This is a genomic window from Oerskovia rustica (assembly GCF_014836555.1).
GTDB classification, from domain to species: Bacteria; Actinomycetota; Actinomycetes; order Actinomycetales; family Cellulomonadaceae; genus Oerskovia; species Oerskovia rustica.
In genome coordinates this window covers 17,407-33,194 of sequence record NZ_JACSQQ010000037.1, presented here as the reverse complement: position 1 = coordinate 33,194, position 15,788 = coordinate 17,407, and the positions used below count along the sequence as shown (strand labels likewise).

General features: G+C 70.6%; 13 protein-coding genes and 1 tRNA gene. 6 read left to right on the top strand and 8 right to left on the bottom strand.

Annotated features, from left to right (window positions below):
* From H9652_RS16720 to upp, 3 genes are all read right to left on the bottom strand, one after another.
* The coding region (locus tag H9652_RS16720) for a hypothetical protein (RefSeq protein WP_225228379.1) at window positions 1-542 on the bottom strand (542 nt) is incomplete at its 3' end.
* Between the two features lie 164 nt (window positions 543-706).
* Window positions 707-1,387 (bottom strand): winged helix-turn-helix domain-containing protein, encoded by a 681-nt coding sequence (locus H9652_RS20380; RefSeq protein WP_318244233.1) that lies wholly within the window; start codon window positions 1,385-1,387, stop codon window positions 707-709.
* A gap of 323 nt (window positions 1,388-1,710) precedes the next feature.
* Complete coding sequence (upp, locus tag H9652_RS16710; protein ID WP_138822549.1) at window positions 1,711-2,346, bottom strand: uracil phosphoribosyltransferase; 636 nt, start codon at window positions 2,344-2,346, stop codon at window positions 1,711-1,713.
* Window positions 2,347-2,502: 156 nt separating this feature from the next.
* Between upp and H9652_RS16705 the strand changes: the two genes are divergently transcribed.
* Window positions 2,503-2,934: a nucleoside deaminase gene (locus H9652_RS16705; protein ID WP_191797491.1), complete on the top strand. Its 432-nt coding sequence runs from the start codon at window positions 2,503-2,505 to the stop codon at window positions 2,932-2,934.
* Window positions 2,935-2,982: 48 nt separating this feature from the next.
* Here H9652_RS16705 and H9652_RS16700 read toward each other — a convergent pair whose 3' ends face one another.
* Window positions 2,983-3,834, bottom strand: coding sequence for an NAD-dependent protein deacetylase (locus H9652_RS16700; protein WP_318244232.1), 852 nt, complete (start codon window positions 3,832-3,834; stop codon window positions 2,983-2,985).
* Between the two features lie 289 nt (window positions 3,835-4,123).
* Between H9652_RS16700 and H9652_RS16695 the strand changes: the two genes are divergently transcribed.
* Window positions 4,124-5,824, top strand: coding sequence for a glycosyl hydrolase family 18 protein (locus H9652_RS16695; protein ID WP_191797481.1), 1,701 nt, complete (start codon window positions 4,124-4,126; stop codon window positions 5,822-5,824).
* A gap of 101 nt (window positions 5,825-5,925) precedes the next feature.
* Here the strand turns inward: H9652_RS16695 and H9652_RS16690 are convergent, their stop codons facing one another.
* The 3 genes from H9652_RS16690 to H9652_RS16680 are packed head-to-tail and all read right to left on the bottom strand — an operon-like array spanning window position 5,926 to window position 9,523.
* A complete protein-coding gene (locus H9652_RS16690) occupies window positions 5,926-8,031 on the bottom strand; it encodes a carbohydrate-binding domain-containing protein (protein ID WP_191797479.1) in 2,106 nt (701 codons plus the stop codon).
* Window positions 8,031-8,888 carry a polyphosphate polymerase domain-containing protein gene (locus H9652_RS16685; protein ID WP_191797477.1) on the bottom strand — a complete coding sequence of 286 codons (858 nt, stop codon included), beginning with the start codon at window positions 8,886-8,888 and terminating at the stop codon, window positions 8,031-8,033. The genes H9652_RS16690 and H9652_RS16685 overlap by 1 nt, the downstream gene beginning before the upstream one ends.
* Complete coding sequence (locus H9652_RS16680; RefSeq protein ID WP_191797475.1) at window positions 8,885-9,523, bottom strand: DUF4956 domain-containing protein; 639 nt, start codon at window positions 9,521-9,523, stop codon at window positions 8,885-8,887. The genes H9652_RS16685 and H9652_RS16680 overlap by 4 nt, the downstream gene beginning before the upstream one ends.
* Before the next feature lie 296 nt (window positions 9,524-9,819).
* Between H9652_RS16680 and H9652_RS16675 the strand changes: the two genes are divergently transcribed.
* Window positions 9,820-9,906: transfer RNA gene (locus H9652_RS16675), tRNA-Ser, on the top strand.
* A 1,390-nt stretch (window positions 9,907-11,296) separates the two neighbouring features.
* Here H9652_RS16675 and H9652_RS16670 read toward each other — a convergent pair.
* Complete coding sequence (locus tag H9652_RS16670; RefSeq protein WP_191797473.1) at window positions 11,297-12,613, bottom strand: AAA family ATPase; 1,317 nt, start codon at window positions 12,611-12,613, stop codon at window positions 11,297-11,299.
* Window positions 12,614-13,122: 509 nt separating this feature from the next.
* On the opposite strand from H9652_RS16670, the gene lepB reads away from it, so the two are divergent.
* The 3 genes from lepB (at window position 13,123) to H9652_RS16655 (ending at window position 15,775) form a co-directional block, all read left to right on the top strand.
* A complete protein-coding gene (gene lepB, locus H9652_RS16665) occupies window positions 13,123-13,986 on the top strand; it encodes a signal peptidase I (RefSeq protein WP_318244231.1) in 864 nt (287 codons plus the stop codon).
* 349 nt (window positions 13,987-14,335) lie between these two features.
* Window positions 14,336-15,304, top strand: a complete 969-nt coding sequence (locus H9652_RS16660) for a polysaccharide deacetylase family protein (protein WP_191797471.1) — start codon at window positions 14,336-14,338, stop codon at window positions 15,302-15,304.
* A gap of 3 nt (window positions 15,305-15,307) precedes the next feature.
* Entirely contained in the window at window positions 15,308-15,775 is a 468-nt protein-coding gene (locus tag H9652_RS16655) for an NUDIX domain-containing protein (RefSeq protein WP_191797469.1), read from the top strand.
* The last annotated feature ends 13 nt before the right edge of the window (window positions 15,776-15,788 follow it).

Below are 15,788 nucleotides of genomic sequence, written 5' to 3'. Positions count from 1 at the left end.
CCGTCGTCGGGCCCGACGGCGGAGCCTCCTACCAGCGCGGGTCGCGGGAGGGTCACGGCCGGGTCGGTCGCGAGCTGGTAGGTCAACAGCCAGGGGGCGTCCGCGGACCCGCGCGTGAAGAGCGTGGACTCGACGAACTCGCCGTCCGACGCCGCCGGGTCCCCGGGGGCGCGCAGGGAGTAGAACCAGTCTGCGGTCCCGGCCACCGGGGCGGCGAGCGTCCCGGGCACGGACGTGTGGGGCGCGACGGGGGCCGCCGACTGTGCGGTCTGCGCGGCGAAGGCGAACGTCGACGACCGCAGGACGGGACCCGCCTCGATGGTCGCGAGGGCGTCGCCGTCGCGGGCCACGTTCGCCGCGTTGCGCGTCGCGGAGAGCGAGGCGAACAGCGTCGTGGCGGTGTCGCGGCCGATCACGGGCTCGCGGACCTGCGCGGGTACCGCGGCGACCTCGGTGCCCACGCATCCCGACAGGAGGCCGAGCGAGGCGACCGCCCCGATCAGGCCCGCGAGGGGACGGGCGACGGGACGGGGCGCAGGCACGGCGGGGGAGACCTCACAGGACGGGACGGGCGGACGCCCTCATCCAACCCTGCCGGGGGCGCTCGACCAAACTCGTCGCGCGTCCCTGCGGCGGGGTTCGTGCTGCCGGGCCGGACGGGATCCCCCCACGAGACCACGAGCGTGCGACCCGGCAGCACTGGTCCTCAGGCGGCGTCCCCCGAGCCCCTGAGGACGACGTGGGTCTGCGGGTCGAACCGGTAGCCGAGCCCGCGGACGGTCGAGATGACGTGCTGGAGCCCGAGCTTCTCGCGCAGGCGGCGCACGTGGACGTCGATGGTCCGGCTGCCGTCGCGCACCGCGTCGGCCCCCCAGACGGTCGACAGGAGCTCGTCCCGGGTCACGACGCGGTGCGCCGACCGGGACAGGTGCGTCAGGAGCTCGAACTCCTTGTGGGTGAGCCGCTGCTCGGAGCCGTCGACGGTCACGCGGCGGCTCGCCGGGTCGATGACGACCCGCGGGAACGGCGACAGGGCCGCGAGCCGGTCGCGGAACGCCTCGACGTCGCCGAGCGGGGCGAGGTCCGGGGCCGGGACGGGGACCTCGGCCCGGCGGGCGGCGCTGCGGCCGCGCGCCTTGCGGCGGCCCTCGTCGACGAGGTGCTCGTGCCGGTCCGTCGCCGGCTCCGACAGGGTCAGGGCCGTGTACGTCTCGGCGTCGGGCAGCCACTCGCGGGCCAGCTCGCCGAGGGCCTCTGCGAGCTCGACGAGCTCGGCCTGCGGGTGCTCCCCGGTCGCGGCGTCGACCCCGACGTACAGGACGAAGCCGGGGTGGGTGCGACGGTGGGGTGCGTGCGGGCGAGGGGTCTTCTGGGTCAGGGTGGCCATGAGATGCTCCAGGGTTCCCGCTCGACGGCCTGGGCCGGAGCGGCGCCGACGACGGTCGGCAGGGGTTGTCAGGGGGCTGAGGGAGTCAGGCCGGACAACAGACGCTGGAGGGCACGCTGACGCTCGGACGCCGGTCGGCGCCTCGGCAGGTCAGCGAGGAGGTCACGTGGTGAGCATGGCAGCGACACGGGGAGTCGCCAAGGGCAAGCGCCAAGAATCTCACGGGGTGAGACGCGAATATGGGACGGACGCGACGCCGTCGGGCATCGTGGGCGCGGGCGACGCGGCGGACCGGTCACCCCGCGCCCACGAGGGCGCTGGTCTCAGACCACGCCGTAGAGGCGGTCGCCCGCGTCGCCCAGGCCCGGCACGATGTACGCCTTCTCGTCGAGCCGCTCGTCCACCGCGGCCACGACGAGCTGGACGTCGACACGGTCGCCGACCGCCTTCTCGAGGACCTCGATGCCCTCGGGGGCCGCGAGCAGGCACACGGCCGTGACGTCGCGCGCGCCGCGCTCGAACACGTAGTCGATCGCCGCGACGAGCGTCCCGCCGGTCGCGAGCATGGGGTCGAGCAGGAACACGTGGCGACCCGTCAGGTCGTCCGGGAGGCGGTTCGCGTAGGTGACCGCTTCGAGAGTCTCCTCGTCGCGCTGCATCCCGAGGAAGCCGACCTCGGCCGTGGGCAGCAGGCGGGTCATGCCCTCGAGCATCCCCAGGCCTGCGCGCAGGATGGGGACGACGAGCGGGCGCGGCTCGGCGATGCGGACCCCGACCGTCGTGGTGACCGGGGTCTCTACCTCGTGGGGCTCGACCCGGACGTCCCGCGTCGCCTCGTAGGCCAGCAGGGTCACGAGCTCGTCCACCAGGAGGCGGAAGGTCGGGGAGGCGGTGTCCTTGTTGCGAAGGACGGTGAGCTTGTGGGCGACCAGCGGGTGGTCGGCGACGTGCAGGCGCATGGTTCGAGCGTACCGCCCGGTAGCCTCGGGAGCATGGTCCCCGACGACGTCGCCCCCGCCGCAGAGCCCGGTCCCGTCGGGCTCGACCTGCCCTGGGCGACCGGAACGTTCCCGCCCGACACCGTCGCGGCCCGCCGCGCGGTGTGGGACGAGCTCATGGGGCTCGCGCTGCACGAGGCGACCCACGCCCTCGCCACGGGCGACGTGCCCATCGGGGCGCTCGTCGTCGGGCCCGACGGACGGCTGCTCGGCCTCGGCCGCAACCGGCGCGAGGAGATCGGCGACCCCACCGCCCACGCCGAGGTCCTCGCGCTGCGCCAGGCCGCGGCAACGCTCGGCTCGTGGCGCCTCGAGGGGTGCACGCTTGTCGTGACGCTCGAACCCTGCGCGATGTGCGCGGGGGCGACCACGCTCGCGCGCGTCGAGCGCCTCGTGCTCGGAGCGTGGGACCCCAAGGCCGGCGCGTGCGGGTCCGTGTGGGACATCGTGCGCGACCGCCGCAACCCCCACCGAGTCGAGGTCGTCGGCGGCATCCGCGACGTCGAGTGCGGCGACCTCGTCCGCGAGTTCTTCGAGACGCAGCGCTGAGCGGCCCACGGACCGCCGCCCGGCCCTCGGCCGAGCCGCCCGCCGACGTCAGAGCCTGTCCGCGAGCTCCTCGAGCGTCTCGGACACTCCGGCCTCGAGCTTGATCGTGGCGAGCGGGTCGCCCCGGGTCGCGCCGCGGTTGACGATCACGACGGGCTTGTCGGTCTTCACCGCGTGCTTGACGAACCGGAGCCCGCTCAGGACGGTCAGCGACGAGCCGGCGACGAGCAGCGCGTCGGAGGCGTCGACCATCGCGTAGGCCCGCTCGACCCGCTCGCGCGGCACGTTCTCGCCGAAGTAGACGATCTCCGGCTTGAGCATGCCGCCGCAGAACTCGCACGCGGCGGGCACGAAGTGGGCGGTCGACTCGATCACGGCGTCGGCGTCGGGGGCGGTCTCGACGTCGTCGAGGTCGCCGATGCTCTCCAGGAAGTGCGGGTTGAGCTCGGTGAGCCGGTCGGCCAGGTGCTCGCGCGAGATGACACGCGCGCAGGACAGGCAGATCACGCGGTCGTAGCGGCCGTGGAGGTCGATGACGTTGCGCGAGCCCGCGTCCTCGTGGAGCAGGTCGACGTTCTGCGTGATGATCCCCTCGAGGACGCCGCGCTCCTCGAGCCGGACCAGGGCCTTGTGCCCGGCGTTGGGGTGCGTGCGGTGCACGCGCTGCCAGCCCACGTGGTTGCGCGCCCAGTAGTGGCGGCGGAACGCCTCGTCCCCGACGAACTGCTGGTACGTCATCGGGTTGCGGGGCGGGGAGTCCGGCCCGCGGTAGTCGGGGATGCCGGAGTCGGTCGAGATGCCCGCGCCCGTCAGGGCGGTGAGCCGCTTGCCGCGCAGCAGGTGGACGACGTCGTCGATCGTGGGGCCGGTCGCTGGGGTCTCGGGGGTCTGCGGGGGCACGATCCGAGCGTACGACGGCCGCAGGAGCGGTTCCACAAGGAGCGGTGTGAGGTGCGGCGCCCGGGTGGGCGGGGGCGGGACGGGTGGACCGGGCGCCCTTGAAGTGCGCCGAGGGCATGCCGCGGAAAAGCACCGAGTAGGACACCTGTCCAAGGGGCAAATCGGGCTTACCGCTCAACACGCCCTCGTATTGGTTAAGACCCTTGGCAAAGGTTCCTTTCGGGTCTACTGTGCGAGGCGTCCGAACAAAGTTCCGGGCGTGCCCGGAGGAGAGCAACGAGGCCCTCACATGCAAGACACACCCAGACGCCGGCTCGCGCCGGTGGCGATCGCCGCAGCCGCGGTCCTCGCCGCATCCGTCGTGGTGGCACCGGCAACCCAGGCCGCCGCGACCACTGCCAAGCCCGCCGCGACCTCGTCGTCCGCAGGCCCTGACGACATCAACGGCTACCGCAGCGTCGGCTACTTCATGGCCGACGGCCCGATCACGCGCGACTTCCACGTCGCGAACCTCGTGTCGACCGGCGCGATCAAGGACCTGACCCACCTCAACTACGCGTTCGGCAACGTCACGACCGACCTCGTGTGCGACATCAACCAGGTGCCCGGCGAGGGCGACGCGCAGAACGACTTCCTGCGCCTCGTGCCCGCGAACCAGTCCGTCGACGGCAAGGCCGACAAGGCCGGCCAGGCGCTCGCGGGCAACTTCAACCAGCTCCGCAAGCTCAAGGCCGTCAGCCCCGACACCAAGATCCTCGTGTCGCTCGGCGGCTGGACCTGGTCGGACAACTTCTCCGAGGCCGCGTCCACGGCCGAGGGGCGCACGAAGCTCGTGAACTCGTGCCTCGACATCTACATCCGGGGCAACCTGCCCCAGATCGGCGACAAGGGCGGCCCGGGTGCTGCGGCCGGGATCTTCGACGGCATCGACATCGACTGGGAGTGGCCCGTCACCGGGGGCGAGACGGCGAACGCCCGCCCCGAGGACAAGGAGAACTTCCTGCTCCTCATGGAGGAGTTCCGCACCTCGCTCGACGCGCTGGGCGCGCAGGACGGCCAGGACTACCTGCTGACGGGCTTCGCCCCCGCGGGTGGCTGGAACGCCGGCCAGGGTGGATGGCTCGACCCGCGTCTCTTCGCGGTGGTCGACTTCCTCAACGTCCAGGGCTACGACTTCCACGGCGGCTGGGTCCCGAACAAGACCGGCCACCAGGGCAACCTGCACCCGGACGGCACCGAGAACTGGGGCCTCGGCCTCGACGGTGCGATGGGCATGTACGTCAACGCGGGCGCGGACCCGCAGCAGCTCAACGCGGGCCTCGCGGCCTACGGCCACGGCTGGTACGGCGTCGCGGACGGCAGCGCGGGCTGGAAGCCTGCCGCGGGCTACATCGGCACCAAGACGTACGCCGAGCTGCGCACCGTCGGCAAGGCGTACTTCGACCCGAAGATCGGCGCCTCGTGGCGCTACGACGGCGACCAGTGGTGGAGCTACGACGACAAGGCGTCCGTGAACGCGAAGGCCGAGTGGCTGGCGGTCCAGGGCTACGGCGGCGCCATGTGGTGGGACCTCACGGGCGACTACAAGAACGAGCTCGGCTCGACCCTCGGAGCGACGCTGCGTGCGTCGACCCCCGGCCCGCAGGTCGGCGCGCAGTGCGCCGCCCCCTGGTACGGCTCGGGCGTCTACACCTCGGGTGACGTCGTCTCGCACGACGGCGCCGAGTACAAGGCCAAGTGGTGGACGCGTGGCACGGCCCCGGCCGCGACCTCGGGCAGCCCGTGGCAGAAGATCGGCCCGTGCGGCACGGCCCCCGTGGTCGAGGTCGTCAAGTGCGCCCCGGCGTTCTCGCTCGAGGCCACGTACTCGGGCGGCGCGGTCGTCTCGCGTGCTGGCGTGAACCACACGGCCCAGTGGTGGACCCGTGGCGAGGTCCCCGGGAGCGACGTCTGGGGTGCGTGGGACGCGGGTCGGCCCTGCTCGGTCTGACACCTGCGTGACCGTCCCGGGTCGGTCCGGGACGGGTCAGGGGCGCCGCACCTTCGGGGGGCCCCCCCCCTGACGCGTGCGGGGAGAGGCGCCCGACGGCGTCACGCGCCGCTCGTGGTCGTCCCGCCCGAGGTGTCGGTCGAGCCGTTCGAGCCGGGCCCGCGGCCGCCGCCCATGCCGCCCATGCCGCCGCCCGCGAACTCGCCCGCGACGGCTGTCGCGGCCTGCGTCGTGCCGTCGGTGGTGCCGTCGGACGAGAGCCCCGTGCCGTCCGGGGTGCCGAGCGTCCCGCCGGTCTCGAAGAGGTAGGTGGCTCCCGTCTCGATCTCGGGCGACGAGTAGACGACGTTCTGCGTGTCCTTGGTGACCTCGTAGGACACGAGGGTCGTGCCGTCCTCGGCGAGGACGTGGACCACGGTCCCGGCCGCGGCGCTCTGGTCGAGGTTCGCGGCGACCCAGCCCTGCGACGAGTCGGTGTCGGGGGCCACGGCCATGCCCGAGCTGCCCGCGGCGAGCAGCGTGCCTCCCGAGACGGTGAACGTGCCGTTGACGTCGAGCGCGCCGTTCCCGGCGTTCGTCGGCCCCTGGACCACGGTGGTCCCGCCGGTGATCTCGAGCGAGCCGTTGCTGTCCAGGCCGTCGCCGCCCGCGTCGACCACGAGCGTGCCGCCCGAGATCGTGAGCGAGTAGTCGCCCGCCGCCTCGCCGCCCGGTGCACCGCCGCCCTGGCCACCCGCCTGCCCGCCGGGGGCTGCGCCGTCGGGCATCTCGCCGGACGGCATCTCACCGCCGGGCCTGGCCGGGGGAGCGCCGGCCGTGCCGTCGCCGGGGACCGTGCCGTCGGGCAGGGTGGGGCGCTCGCCGTCGGCCGGGGGAGTGAAGTCGCCGGGTGCCTGGCCGTCCTGCGGTGCAGGACCCTCCTGCGCCGTGCCGGTGCCCGTGGTGTCGGTGCTGCTCCCGCCCGCGGCGTTCACGCCGTCGTCGGACGCGGTGATGTGGACGTCGCCGCCCGCGAGCGTGATCGTGGCCCCTTCGAGGCCCTCGACCGACTCCGAGACGGTGAGCGTGCCGGCCGTGATCGTGAGGTCGCCGTCGGCGTGGACGCCGTCGTCGCCCGAGGCGAGAGTGACGTCCCCGCCGGAGACCGACACGGCACCGTTCGAGTGCAGGCCGTCGTCCGAGGCGGCGACGTCCACGGTCGCGCTGCCGCCGACCACGACCCCCACGTCGCCCTTGATGCCCTTGGCCGAGGCGTCCTCGGCGACCTCCGTGCCGGGCCCGCCCGCCGCGGCGATCTTCACGGTCGCGTCCGCGACGATCGCGTCGGTCTCGGCCTGGACGCCGTCGTCGCCCGACGTGACGTCGACCGTCCCGCCGAGGATCGCGACGTAGCCCATGGTCTCGTCGTCGGCGTTCGTGGACTTGAGGCCGTCGGCCGCCGCGGTCACGGTGACCGACGCGTCGCCGGTCACGACCAGGTAGTCCTTGCCGCGGACGCCGTCGTCGCCCGCGTCGACCGTGAGGTCGCCCCCGGCGATCACCAGGCCGTCCTTGCTCACGATCCCGTCCGTCGCGGCGCTGACCACGTCGAGGGACCCCGTGCCGCCGATCGTGAGGTCGGCCGAGGAGAACAGGGCTGCGTCGGGCTCGTCGGTGCTGCCGTCGGCATCGTCGTCCACGGCGGCACCGGTCGCCTCCAGGTGGTTCGTCGAGCCGTCGGCAAGGACCACGACCGCGGTCGCGGCGTCCTCCACGACCAGCGCAGAGGTGGTCGAGGACGTCACGCTCGCGCCGTCGAGCACGAGCCGCACCACGCCGTCGCCCGACGACGCCACGACGAGCCGCCCGTCGGTCAGGTCTCCCGTGACGCGGTAGGTGCCGGCCTGGCTGATCGTGACGGTCGAGCCGTCCACGGTCACGCCGTCACCGTCGGCCTGGGCCGAGTCGCCGTCGAGCGAGAGCGCGACCTCGGACTCGTCCCACGAGAGGTCCGCGTCGTCGGCCCCCGAGGAGTGCGGATCGGCGTTCGCGGCCATGGCCTCCTCGGGGGTCAGGCCTGCGACGGCGGTCGACGCCGTGGTGGCTGCAGCGGCGTCGCTCGTGGTGGTGCTCGTGCCCGTGTCCGCCGAGCAGCCGACGAGCGCGGCGGCCGTGAGCGTGGCGGTCAGGACAGCGGTCGTGACGGTGGTGGCTCTACGGAGTCGCATCAGGTGCTCCTGTCGGGAGAGGTGGTCAGGGAGGGTTCGACCCAGCGGCGGACGACACGTCGCCACGGGGTGCTCGGCAGGTCGGGGCGGAGGACCGCCAGACCGGTGCCGTACTTGGAGATGCGCTGCGGCCGGTGGCCGCTGCGCCAGAGCAGGTGGTCGAGGCACGACGGCGTCGACCCGGTCTTGGTCTCGACGACCACGAGGTCGGGGACCGCCGCGGCCCGGCCCGCGGGCGTGCCCTCGTCGAGCAGCCACGTCAGGCCCGCGTCGAGCGTCGCGCGAGCCGCGGGCGCCCCGGGCCTCGTCCCGGGCAGGAGCAGCGTCGTCCGCCGGTACCTGGTCACGAGCCCGGCCGCGAGCGGCAGGTCGGCCGCCTCGGGGATCGCGGCGCCGTCGAGCGTCGCGGACACGAAGCGTCGGCCCTCGCCCAGCTCGCAGCGGCCTGCGAGGTCGTGCGCCACGCGGTCCTTGACGGTCGAGCCGCGCGCGGCCCGCGTCTTGACCTCGAGCCACGCCTCGCCCGAGTCGAGGTACGTCCGGGTGCGGACCTTGAAGCGCCGCCGACGACGGTGCGCCGCCAGGTGAAAGCTCGTCAGGTCCGGGGTGTCGAAGTACACCGACTCGTACGAGAACTCGCGACGGCCGTCGACGTCGAGCACCCGCACGCCCGGCTCGCGCTCGGCGAGGTCCGCCAGGACCGCCTGTGCCTCCGCGCGCCGCAGGACGTACTTGCGGTCGATCCGGGTCTGGAGCGACGCCGAGGCCACGAGCTCGTCGAGCGACACGGGGGAGAACCCCGCGTGCGGCGCGACGAGGGTGTCGAGCGCGGCGCCGTCGGGCAGGGGCGTGGTCATGCCGACACCCGGGCGGCGGGGCCGGCCGGGGCCGCAAGGGCTGCCGCGACGTCGCCCGCACTGCTCGCCGCGACGCCGCCGCCCGGGGCGACCTCGAAACGGACGTCGACCAGGGTCGTGTCGTTCACCAGGTCGAGGCGCTGGACCGACGCCGAGTGCACGTGCGCCCCCAGGAGCTGCTCGAGGTAGGCCACGAGGCCGGCCTCGTCGGGGAAGGCGCGGTCGAGCAGGACGACCTGGCTGCGGTGACGTCGCAGCAGGCGCGGGTGGTCCGCGACCGCCATGACCACGAGGATCAGGGCGCTGCCCGCGACACCCAGCCAGCCCGCCGTCGCGCCGAGTCCACCCAGGAGCCCCAGGGCGAGGGCCGCGAAGTAGTACGCGACCTCGTGCTGGCTCAGCTCGGTCGAGCGCAGCCGGATGATCGACAGGACACCGAAGAGGCCCAGGCCCAGGCCCGCGCCGACCGTGCTGCTCGCGAGCGTCGCCGCGACCGCCAGGACGCCCACGTTCACGCCCAGGTAGGCCACGACCAGGTCGCGGCGCCGATGACGCGGGAAGTAGAGGCCGAACGTCAGGACGAGCACGGCGACCAGGTCGACGAGGTACAGCGCGAGCTGTGGGGGCTGGGTCACGGGTGACCTCCAGGTGACGGGGAACTGAACTCCTCCATGGAGCCGTCCGAACCTGTGAGGTCGCTATGACACGGGGTAGGTGGGGATGTGAGTCTGCGGTGCCCGTCGCCGAGCCTGCGGTGTGTGCCCGTCGCCGAGGTAGACCCGTGTGCGCGAGGTAGGGCTCCGGGAGGTCTACCTCGCGCACACGGGTCTACCTCGTGCCCGACGGCGGGCCCCGGCTCGCGGCGTTCGGCGCCCGATTCGGTCCTCACGCCCTGAGCGGGTATCCTTCTGCAGCCGGGACTTCCCGGTTGGGTAGCGTGTCCGAGTGGCCTAAGGAGCACGCCTCGAAAGCGTGTGTGGGTGAAAGTCCACCGTGAGTTCGAATCTCACCGCTACCGCAAGTACGAAGGGTCCCGACCGGTGGTCGGGGCCCTTCGTCGTTGGCGGGCACTGGTTCACTCCGCCTCGTCCTCCGACTTCTGGACGAGCGGGTTGACGACCGCCCGGAGGTCCAGAGCCATCTCGCACCATCGTCAGTGTGACGAGCAAAGCAGTCGCGATGATCGCGACCGGCGTCGTCACGGTATGTCGGAAGTCGTGCGGGAGACCCGCGTACCGATGGTGATCTGCGCGTCGTAGCGAAGGTCACGTACCCGGCTGGGGAGTGCGGTGTGCCACCGGGGGGAAGCACCTGACCACGTGGGCCGGACTCTACCGCCTTGCGGATCGCGGCGATGCCAGGGGCAAAAAATGCAAGCGTGCGCCGGTACAGCCGAGCGCTATCACACTCGAGACCTGCTCGTAGATGGCGAATTTCCGGGTGCACCAGGCGTCTCTTGTCGACCTAACCCCCGGTGGTATTGTGCTCAGGGAAAAGTGCAACGCCTTGACTCTCTGCCCATCGTTGCCCCCTCGTGGAAACGCACCAACGGGCTACCAGGTCACGATCCGATGAGATGCGGATACCTCGGTCGACCTCGAGAATCTCGAGCGAGAGTCCAGTCAAGGCGTTCAAACAATACGAAACCAACTCGACGAGATCATGCCCAACGCATAACGCGCGAGCATCGCACGGCGTGCATAGGGCTTCACCGTGACGAACACACGGCACCGTCACGGAGACCGCGGCTTGGGCCGCCACTGCCGCTTCCTCGGACGAGCTCCATCCCGCGGCGGCGCAATAGTCCCGCGCGATATCGTCCAGATCGGGCCGATGATTGTCCATCATCCACGCCTGGGACCGGGGTAGGTCCTGAGGCGTAACCTTTCGCTTTTGTCCCGTCACAGGATCGATTAGCCGCGTTCTGGCACCTACAAACCGAGCGGCACGTCGTACGCGCTCTAGGTCGGCGGCCACAAGTATTGCCCGGGCAAGAACTGTGTCGATCCGGGCTTCAGCGTCCGCACGGGTACTCGCAATATCGGCGACGACATCTAGAGCAAAGCGTCTTAGCGCGCCCAGTTCAATAAGAAGGTCGGCTTCGAGATCACGATTGGCGCTGATGATCAGATCAGGGAGGCCTTTCAAATCTGCAGGGACTTCGCCATCGCAATCGATTAAGACCAGCACGCCCGGAAGGCCTTCCAGGTTCAATCTCCGATGCGCGGCGATTGCATTCGAGCGGCCGCGAGCGGAAATGACAATTGCATCGGAATGTAGGAATGGAAGCAATGCCCTGCGATCCGTAGTTCCTTCCACGACTACAAGTGCGATCCTAGGGTCGAGTGCTCGCCTACGTTGGTAGATTGATTGCGCGAAACCCCCAGGGGATGGAAATGCAAGGCCCATCAGTGCCGATCCAGCGACCGCTCGAGTTCCGGATGGTTTGCAAGAATAGCTGGCGCGTGAGTTGCCATAAGAAACTGCAGTTGGGATGCCCGACCCATGCCATGCAGGTCGTCGATGAGCGTGTCCTGCCACAGGACATGCAATGACAACTCAGGCTCATCGACCAGCACCAAGGTGGACGGAGAAGTCTTGAATAAGATCTCGAACGCAAGGACTGTTATCTGCTGCTCTCCTGAACTCAACTCGGACGGTCTAATCTCTGTTCCGTCACCTAGGGCAAACCTCAGGCCTGACTCCCTGCTCAAGATTGCGCGCTTTCCGGTGAACCGACCGTCAATGAACTTGCGGAACGCGGAGAGTTTCCCGGCGAGGTCGTCTAGAACCTCCATCTTGCGGGTGGCGCCCATCAGGAATGTCTCAATCACCGGTGCGACCTGAGGGCCGATGCTCGCTGGGTCCAGGTCCGGCTGGTATGAATCATCGCTGTCGAGTAGCCCGACACTTCGAAGGGCGTCGCGCTTCGCGTCGACTTCGTCGACAAGCTCTCCAAGTCCGACCGTATCAACCTTCCGGCCGGAGTTCATCGCATCAATAACTGCGCCAGGAAATCGCCGATCCTCTTGGAGCGAGACGCGGGTGTAGGCTGAATCTGCCTCCTGTATTCTCCGCGCGATATCAGTTGCCGCCGCCTCGACCGCGAGTCGACGCGTGATTCCACGTGCGCTTTGGGATGCCTTTCGGCCTTCGTCTTCCGTGGACGCGATAAGTCGCTGGTCGGTGATGTATAGCACCGGAAAGTGCTCGGAGATTGTATGCAGCCACTCGGGCGCGTCGGGACGGCGCTTCTGCTGGCGTGTTGACCTGAAGTACTTTCGTACGTGATCGAATTCTTCAAAGCTCGCGTTCGCTGCCCGGGCATATTCCCGTAGCGTTTGGTCGAGAGGCTCGCTTAATTCGCGCTGTTCGAGGAGGGCAGATATTGCCCACTCGGGAAATTCCGAATCCAGCTCCGGCCAGTCGATGGTGCCGCGCTGATTTCCCCACCGTACCGTGCTGCCGCCCGCCGCGTGTCGGCTGAGGGAGAAATCTGGCCCGGCTTGAAATTCCAGGTGAAACTCGTTGAGCGGTGCATGAGCGAGTGTGTATGCATCGCCTGCAGAAACGGCATTGATGATCCGCAAGAGCGTCGACTTGCCGGTTCCGTTAGCGCCGGTCAGCACGGTTGGGCGTCTTTGGTCTAGGGCGATGTCGTAGTCTGAGCGTCCAAAGAGTCCGCGCACATGTATGCCGACAAGGTCACCTCTTGGATCTGACATGGCGCCTAGCGTAGCGGAGACGTCGTGAGTGGCCCGGGTGAAAGCTCTCACGCCTCCAGGTGCGAGAGTTGGGGACTCGTTTCGCGTTCTGAGAGGGGTTAGATGGGCCGGAGTGCTCTCCAAACCGACTCAGACTTGGGCGCGCCACGCCAGGGCGCCCAGAGACGGAGGTCGGGCACAGCGAGGCCGCGCTCGGTTCTGCACCCACCGACCGCGTCGGTGTCTATGTAGCCGTTTGTCCTCTCCGGCCACAGGGTCGCCGCATCATGACGTGACATGTGGTACAACGATGTCCACGTAGGCCTCCGTCCTTCGCCGCGCTTCGCCGCGCTTCGCCGCGCTTCGCCGCGCGAAGTTCGCGCCACGCGTGTCATCGGGGGCCCTCATCAATCACGGGCGTCGGCTTGACCGGGGTGAGCGCTCCACGCTGGACTCTCGCGCGACCGCGACATGTCCGGTCCGCCCGAGATGAACCGGCCGGTCAGGCCCATTGGTGGAAGAGTGTCCCCGTGACCTCGAACGACGCCGACAGCGCAGACGACCAGCCGAGACCGTCAGGTGCGTTCGCCGCAGCCCCCGACGTCGACTCGGTCTTCCCCGCGCGGCCGGCACCGGACCCGACCGACCCGGCCGCCCCGGCCGTGCCCCAGCAGCCCGGCGACCACGACGCGGAGCACGGGACGGAACACGACCCCGCCCCCACCCGGCGCCGCTGGTCGTTCGTTCGCGAGGTCGGCATCATCGTCGTCGCGGCGCTGATCATCTCGTTCCTCATCAAGACGTTCCTGGTCCAGCCGTTCGTCATCCCGAGCGAGTCGATGGAGGACACGCTCATCAAGGACGACCGGGTCCTGGCGTCGCGCCTGGTCCCGCGGTTCCTCGACGTGCACCGCGGCGACGTCGTGGTCTTCAAGGACCCGGGCGGCTGGCTCGCGAACCAGCCGCAGGACGAGTCGACGGGCCTGGTCAAGGCGGGCGAGACGTTCCTGACGTTCATCGGCATCCGTCCGGTGGACGCGAACGAGCACCTCATCAAGCGGGTCGTCGGCCTGCCGGGGGACCACGTGACGTGCTGCGACGCGCAGGGTCGGGTGTCGGTCAACGGTGTGCCGATCGACGAGACGTACATCAAGCCGGGTTCTGCCCCGAGCGAGATCCCGTTCGACGTGACGGTCCCCGAGGGGCACCTGTTCGTCCTGGGCGACAACCGCCAGAACTCGGGCGACTCGCGCTACAACACCGACAAGCCGGGGCAGGGGTTCGTGCCCATGGAGAACGTGGTGGGCACCGCGGTCGCGAAGGTGTGGCCGCTCGACCGGGCGGCGCTGATGCGCAACCCGGGCAGCGTGTTCGAGGACGTCCCGGAGCCCTGAGCGGAGTCACCCGCACGACGACCCCGTCGCCCGGGCACTCCGGCCCCGCATCCCCTAGCGTGGGGGGACTGCCCGCACGCGGAAGGGACTGCCCGTGACCCGGAGATCGGCCCGAGCCGTCGGGGGACTGCGCCGTGCGGCGCTCGGAGCGGCGGCCGCAGCCGTGGCGCTGGTGGTGGTCGCCGGCTGCACGGGATCGCCCTCGGCGTCTCCGGGCCCGACGCCGGAGCGCCCCTCCGCGGGCGCCTCGCCCTCTGAGCGGCCCACGCCGACACCCACCCCGACCCCCAGCCCGAAACCGACCCCCACGCCCACCCCGACACCGACGCGTGCCGCGTCGAACGTGCCCATGACGCGCCTCGCCCCGGGCGAGAACCCGCCGCAGTTCGTCATCTTCTCGTTCGACGGTGCCGGATGGCACGACCGCTGGACCGAGTTCCGCGAGGCCGCGGCACAGGTCGACGCGCGGTTCACGGGGTTCCTCACGGGCATCTATCTGCTCACGGACGAGCACCGCGACGCCTACACGGGCCCTGGGCACCCGACGGGCAAGGCGTCGGTGAGCTTCGGGGGCGACGCGGCGACGGTGACCACTCTCGTGGGCGACCTCAACGCGGCGTACCTCGAGGGGCACGAGATCGGGACGCACTACAACGGGCACTTCTGCGCCGACAACCCGCCGGGCGGGGCGTCGTGGTCCACGGCCGACTGGAACAGCGAGCTCGACCAGTTCTTCGGGTTCTGGAACGGCTGGCAGGAGATCGACGGCCTGCAGGGCACGCCGCCGCTCGCGATCCCCGCGTCCGAGGTCAAGGGTGGCCGGACGCCGTGCCTCGAGGGGAGCTGGGACCAGATCGCCCCCGCGTGGGCGGCGCACGGGCTGACGTACGACTCGTCGATCCCGGGCAGCGGCATCGCGTGGCCCAGGCAGGAGTACGGCGTGTGGGAGTTCCGCATGCAGACCACGAGCTCCCCGACGCTCGGCAGCGTCATGGCCATGGACTACAACTTCTGGTACAAGTTCAACAAGGCGAAGAACGAGCCGGAGCGGGCCCCGGAGATCCGGGCCGCGGTCCTCGAAACGTACCGCCACATGTACGACGCGGCCTTCACCGGCAACCGTGCGCCGGTGCTCGTGGCGAACCACTTCAACCAGTGGAGCGGCAACGCGTTCAACCCGGCGGCCAAGGACTTCATGCTCGAGACGTGCGGCAGGCCCGAGACGATCTGCGCGACGTACCAGGACGTCATCGCCTGGATGAACCTGCAGGACCCGGCGGTGCTGGCCGAGCTCCAGGCCCGTCCCGCGGTGTACTGAGCCGTGGTCACGAGCGCGGGGCTCCTGCTCTACCGGGTCGCGGACGACGGCGCGGCCGAGGTGCTGCTCGGTCATATGGGCGGGCCGTTGTGGGCCCGCAAGGAGGAGCGAGGGTGGACGATCCCCAAGGGTGAGCACGCCCCCGACGAGGACGCGCACGACGCCGCGGTCCGCGAGTTCACCGAGGAGCTGGGCTCGCCGCCGCCCGAGGGGCCCGAGGTCGACCTGGGCGAGGTCCGGCAGCGCGCGGGCAAGACGGTCCGGGCGTGGGCACGCCGGGCCGACCTCGACGTGGGCACCGCGGTGAGCAACACGTTCGAGATGGAGTGGCCGCCGCGCTCGGGCCGCCGGGCGACGTTCCCGGAGCTGGACCGGGTCGCGTGGGTGCCGCTCGCGCGGGCGCGCGAGCTGGTGGTCGCGGGGCAGGTGGGTCTGCTGGACCGCCTCGAGGAGGCGCTCACGAACCCCTGAGGTGCCCGACGTC

What these genes read in the sequence shown, in the direction of transcription:
- H9652_RS20380 (WP_318244233.1), bottom strand. Translation starts at nt 1,387, where the DNA reads ATGGCCACCCTGACCCAGAAGACCCCTCGCCCGCACGCACCCCACCGT.
- upp (WP_138822549.1), bottom strand. Translation starts at nt 2,346, where the DNA reads ATGCGCCTGCACGTCGCCGACCACCCGCTGGTCGCCCACAAGCTCACC.
- H9652_RS16685 (WP_191797477.1), bottom strand. Translation starts at nt 8,888, where the DNA reads ATGACCACGCCCCTGCCCGACGGCGCCGCGCTCGACACCCTCGTCGCG.
- H9652_RS16670 (WP_191797473.1), bottom strand. Translation starts at nt 12,613, where the DNA reads ATGTCAGATCCAAGAGGTGACCTTGTCGGCATACATGTGCGCGGACTC.
- H9652_RS16705 (WP_191797491.1), top strand. Translation starts at nt 2,503, where the DNA reads ATGGGGCTCGCGCTGCACGAGGCGACCCACGCCCTCGCCACGGGCGAC.
- H9652_RS16695 (WP_191797481.1), top strand. Translation starts at nt 4,124, where the DNA reads ATGCAAGACACACCCAGACGCCGGCTCGCGCCGGTGGCGATCGCCGCA.
- H9652_RS16690 (WP_191797479.1), bottom strand. Translation starts at nt 8,031, where the DNA reads ATGCGACTCCGTAGAGCCACCACCGTCACGACCGCTGTCCTGACCGCC.
- H9652_RS16660 (WP_191797471.1), top strand. Translation starts at nt 14,336, where the DNA reads ATGACGCGCCTCGCCCCGGGCGAGAACCCGCCGCAGTTCGTCATCTTC.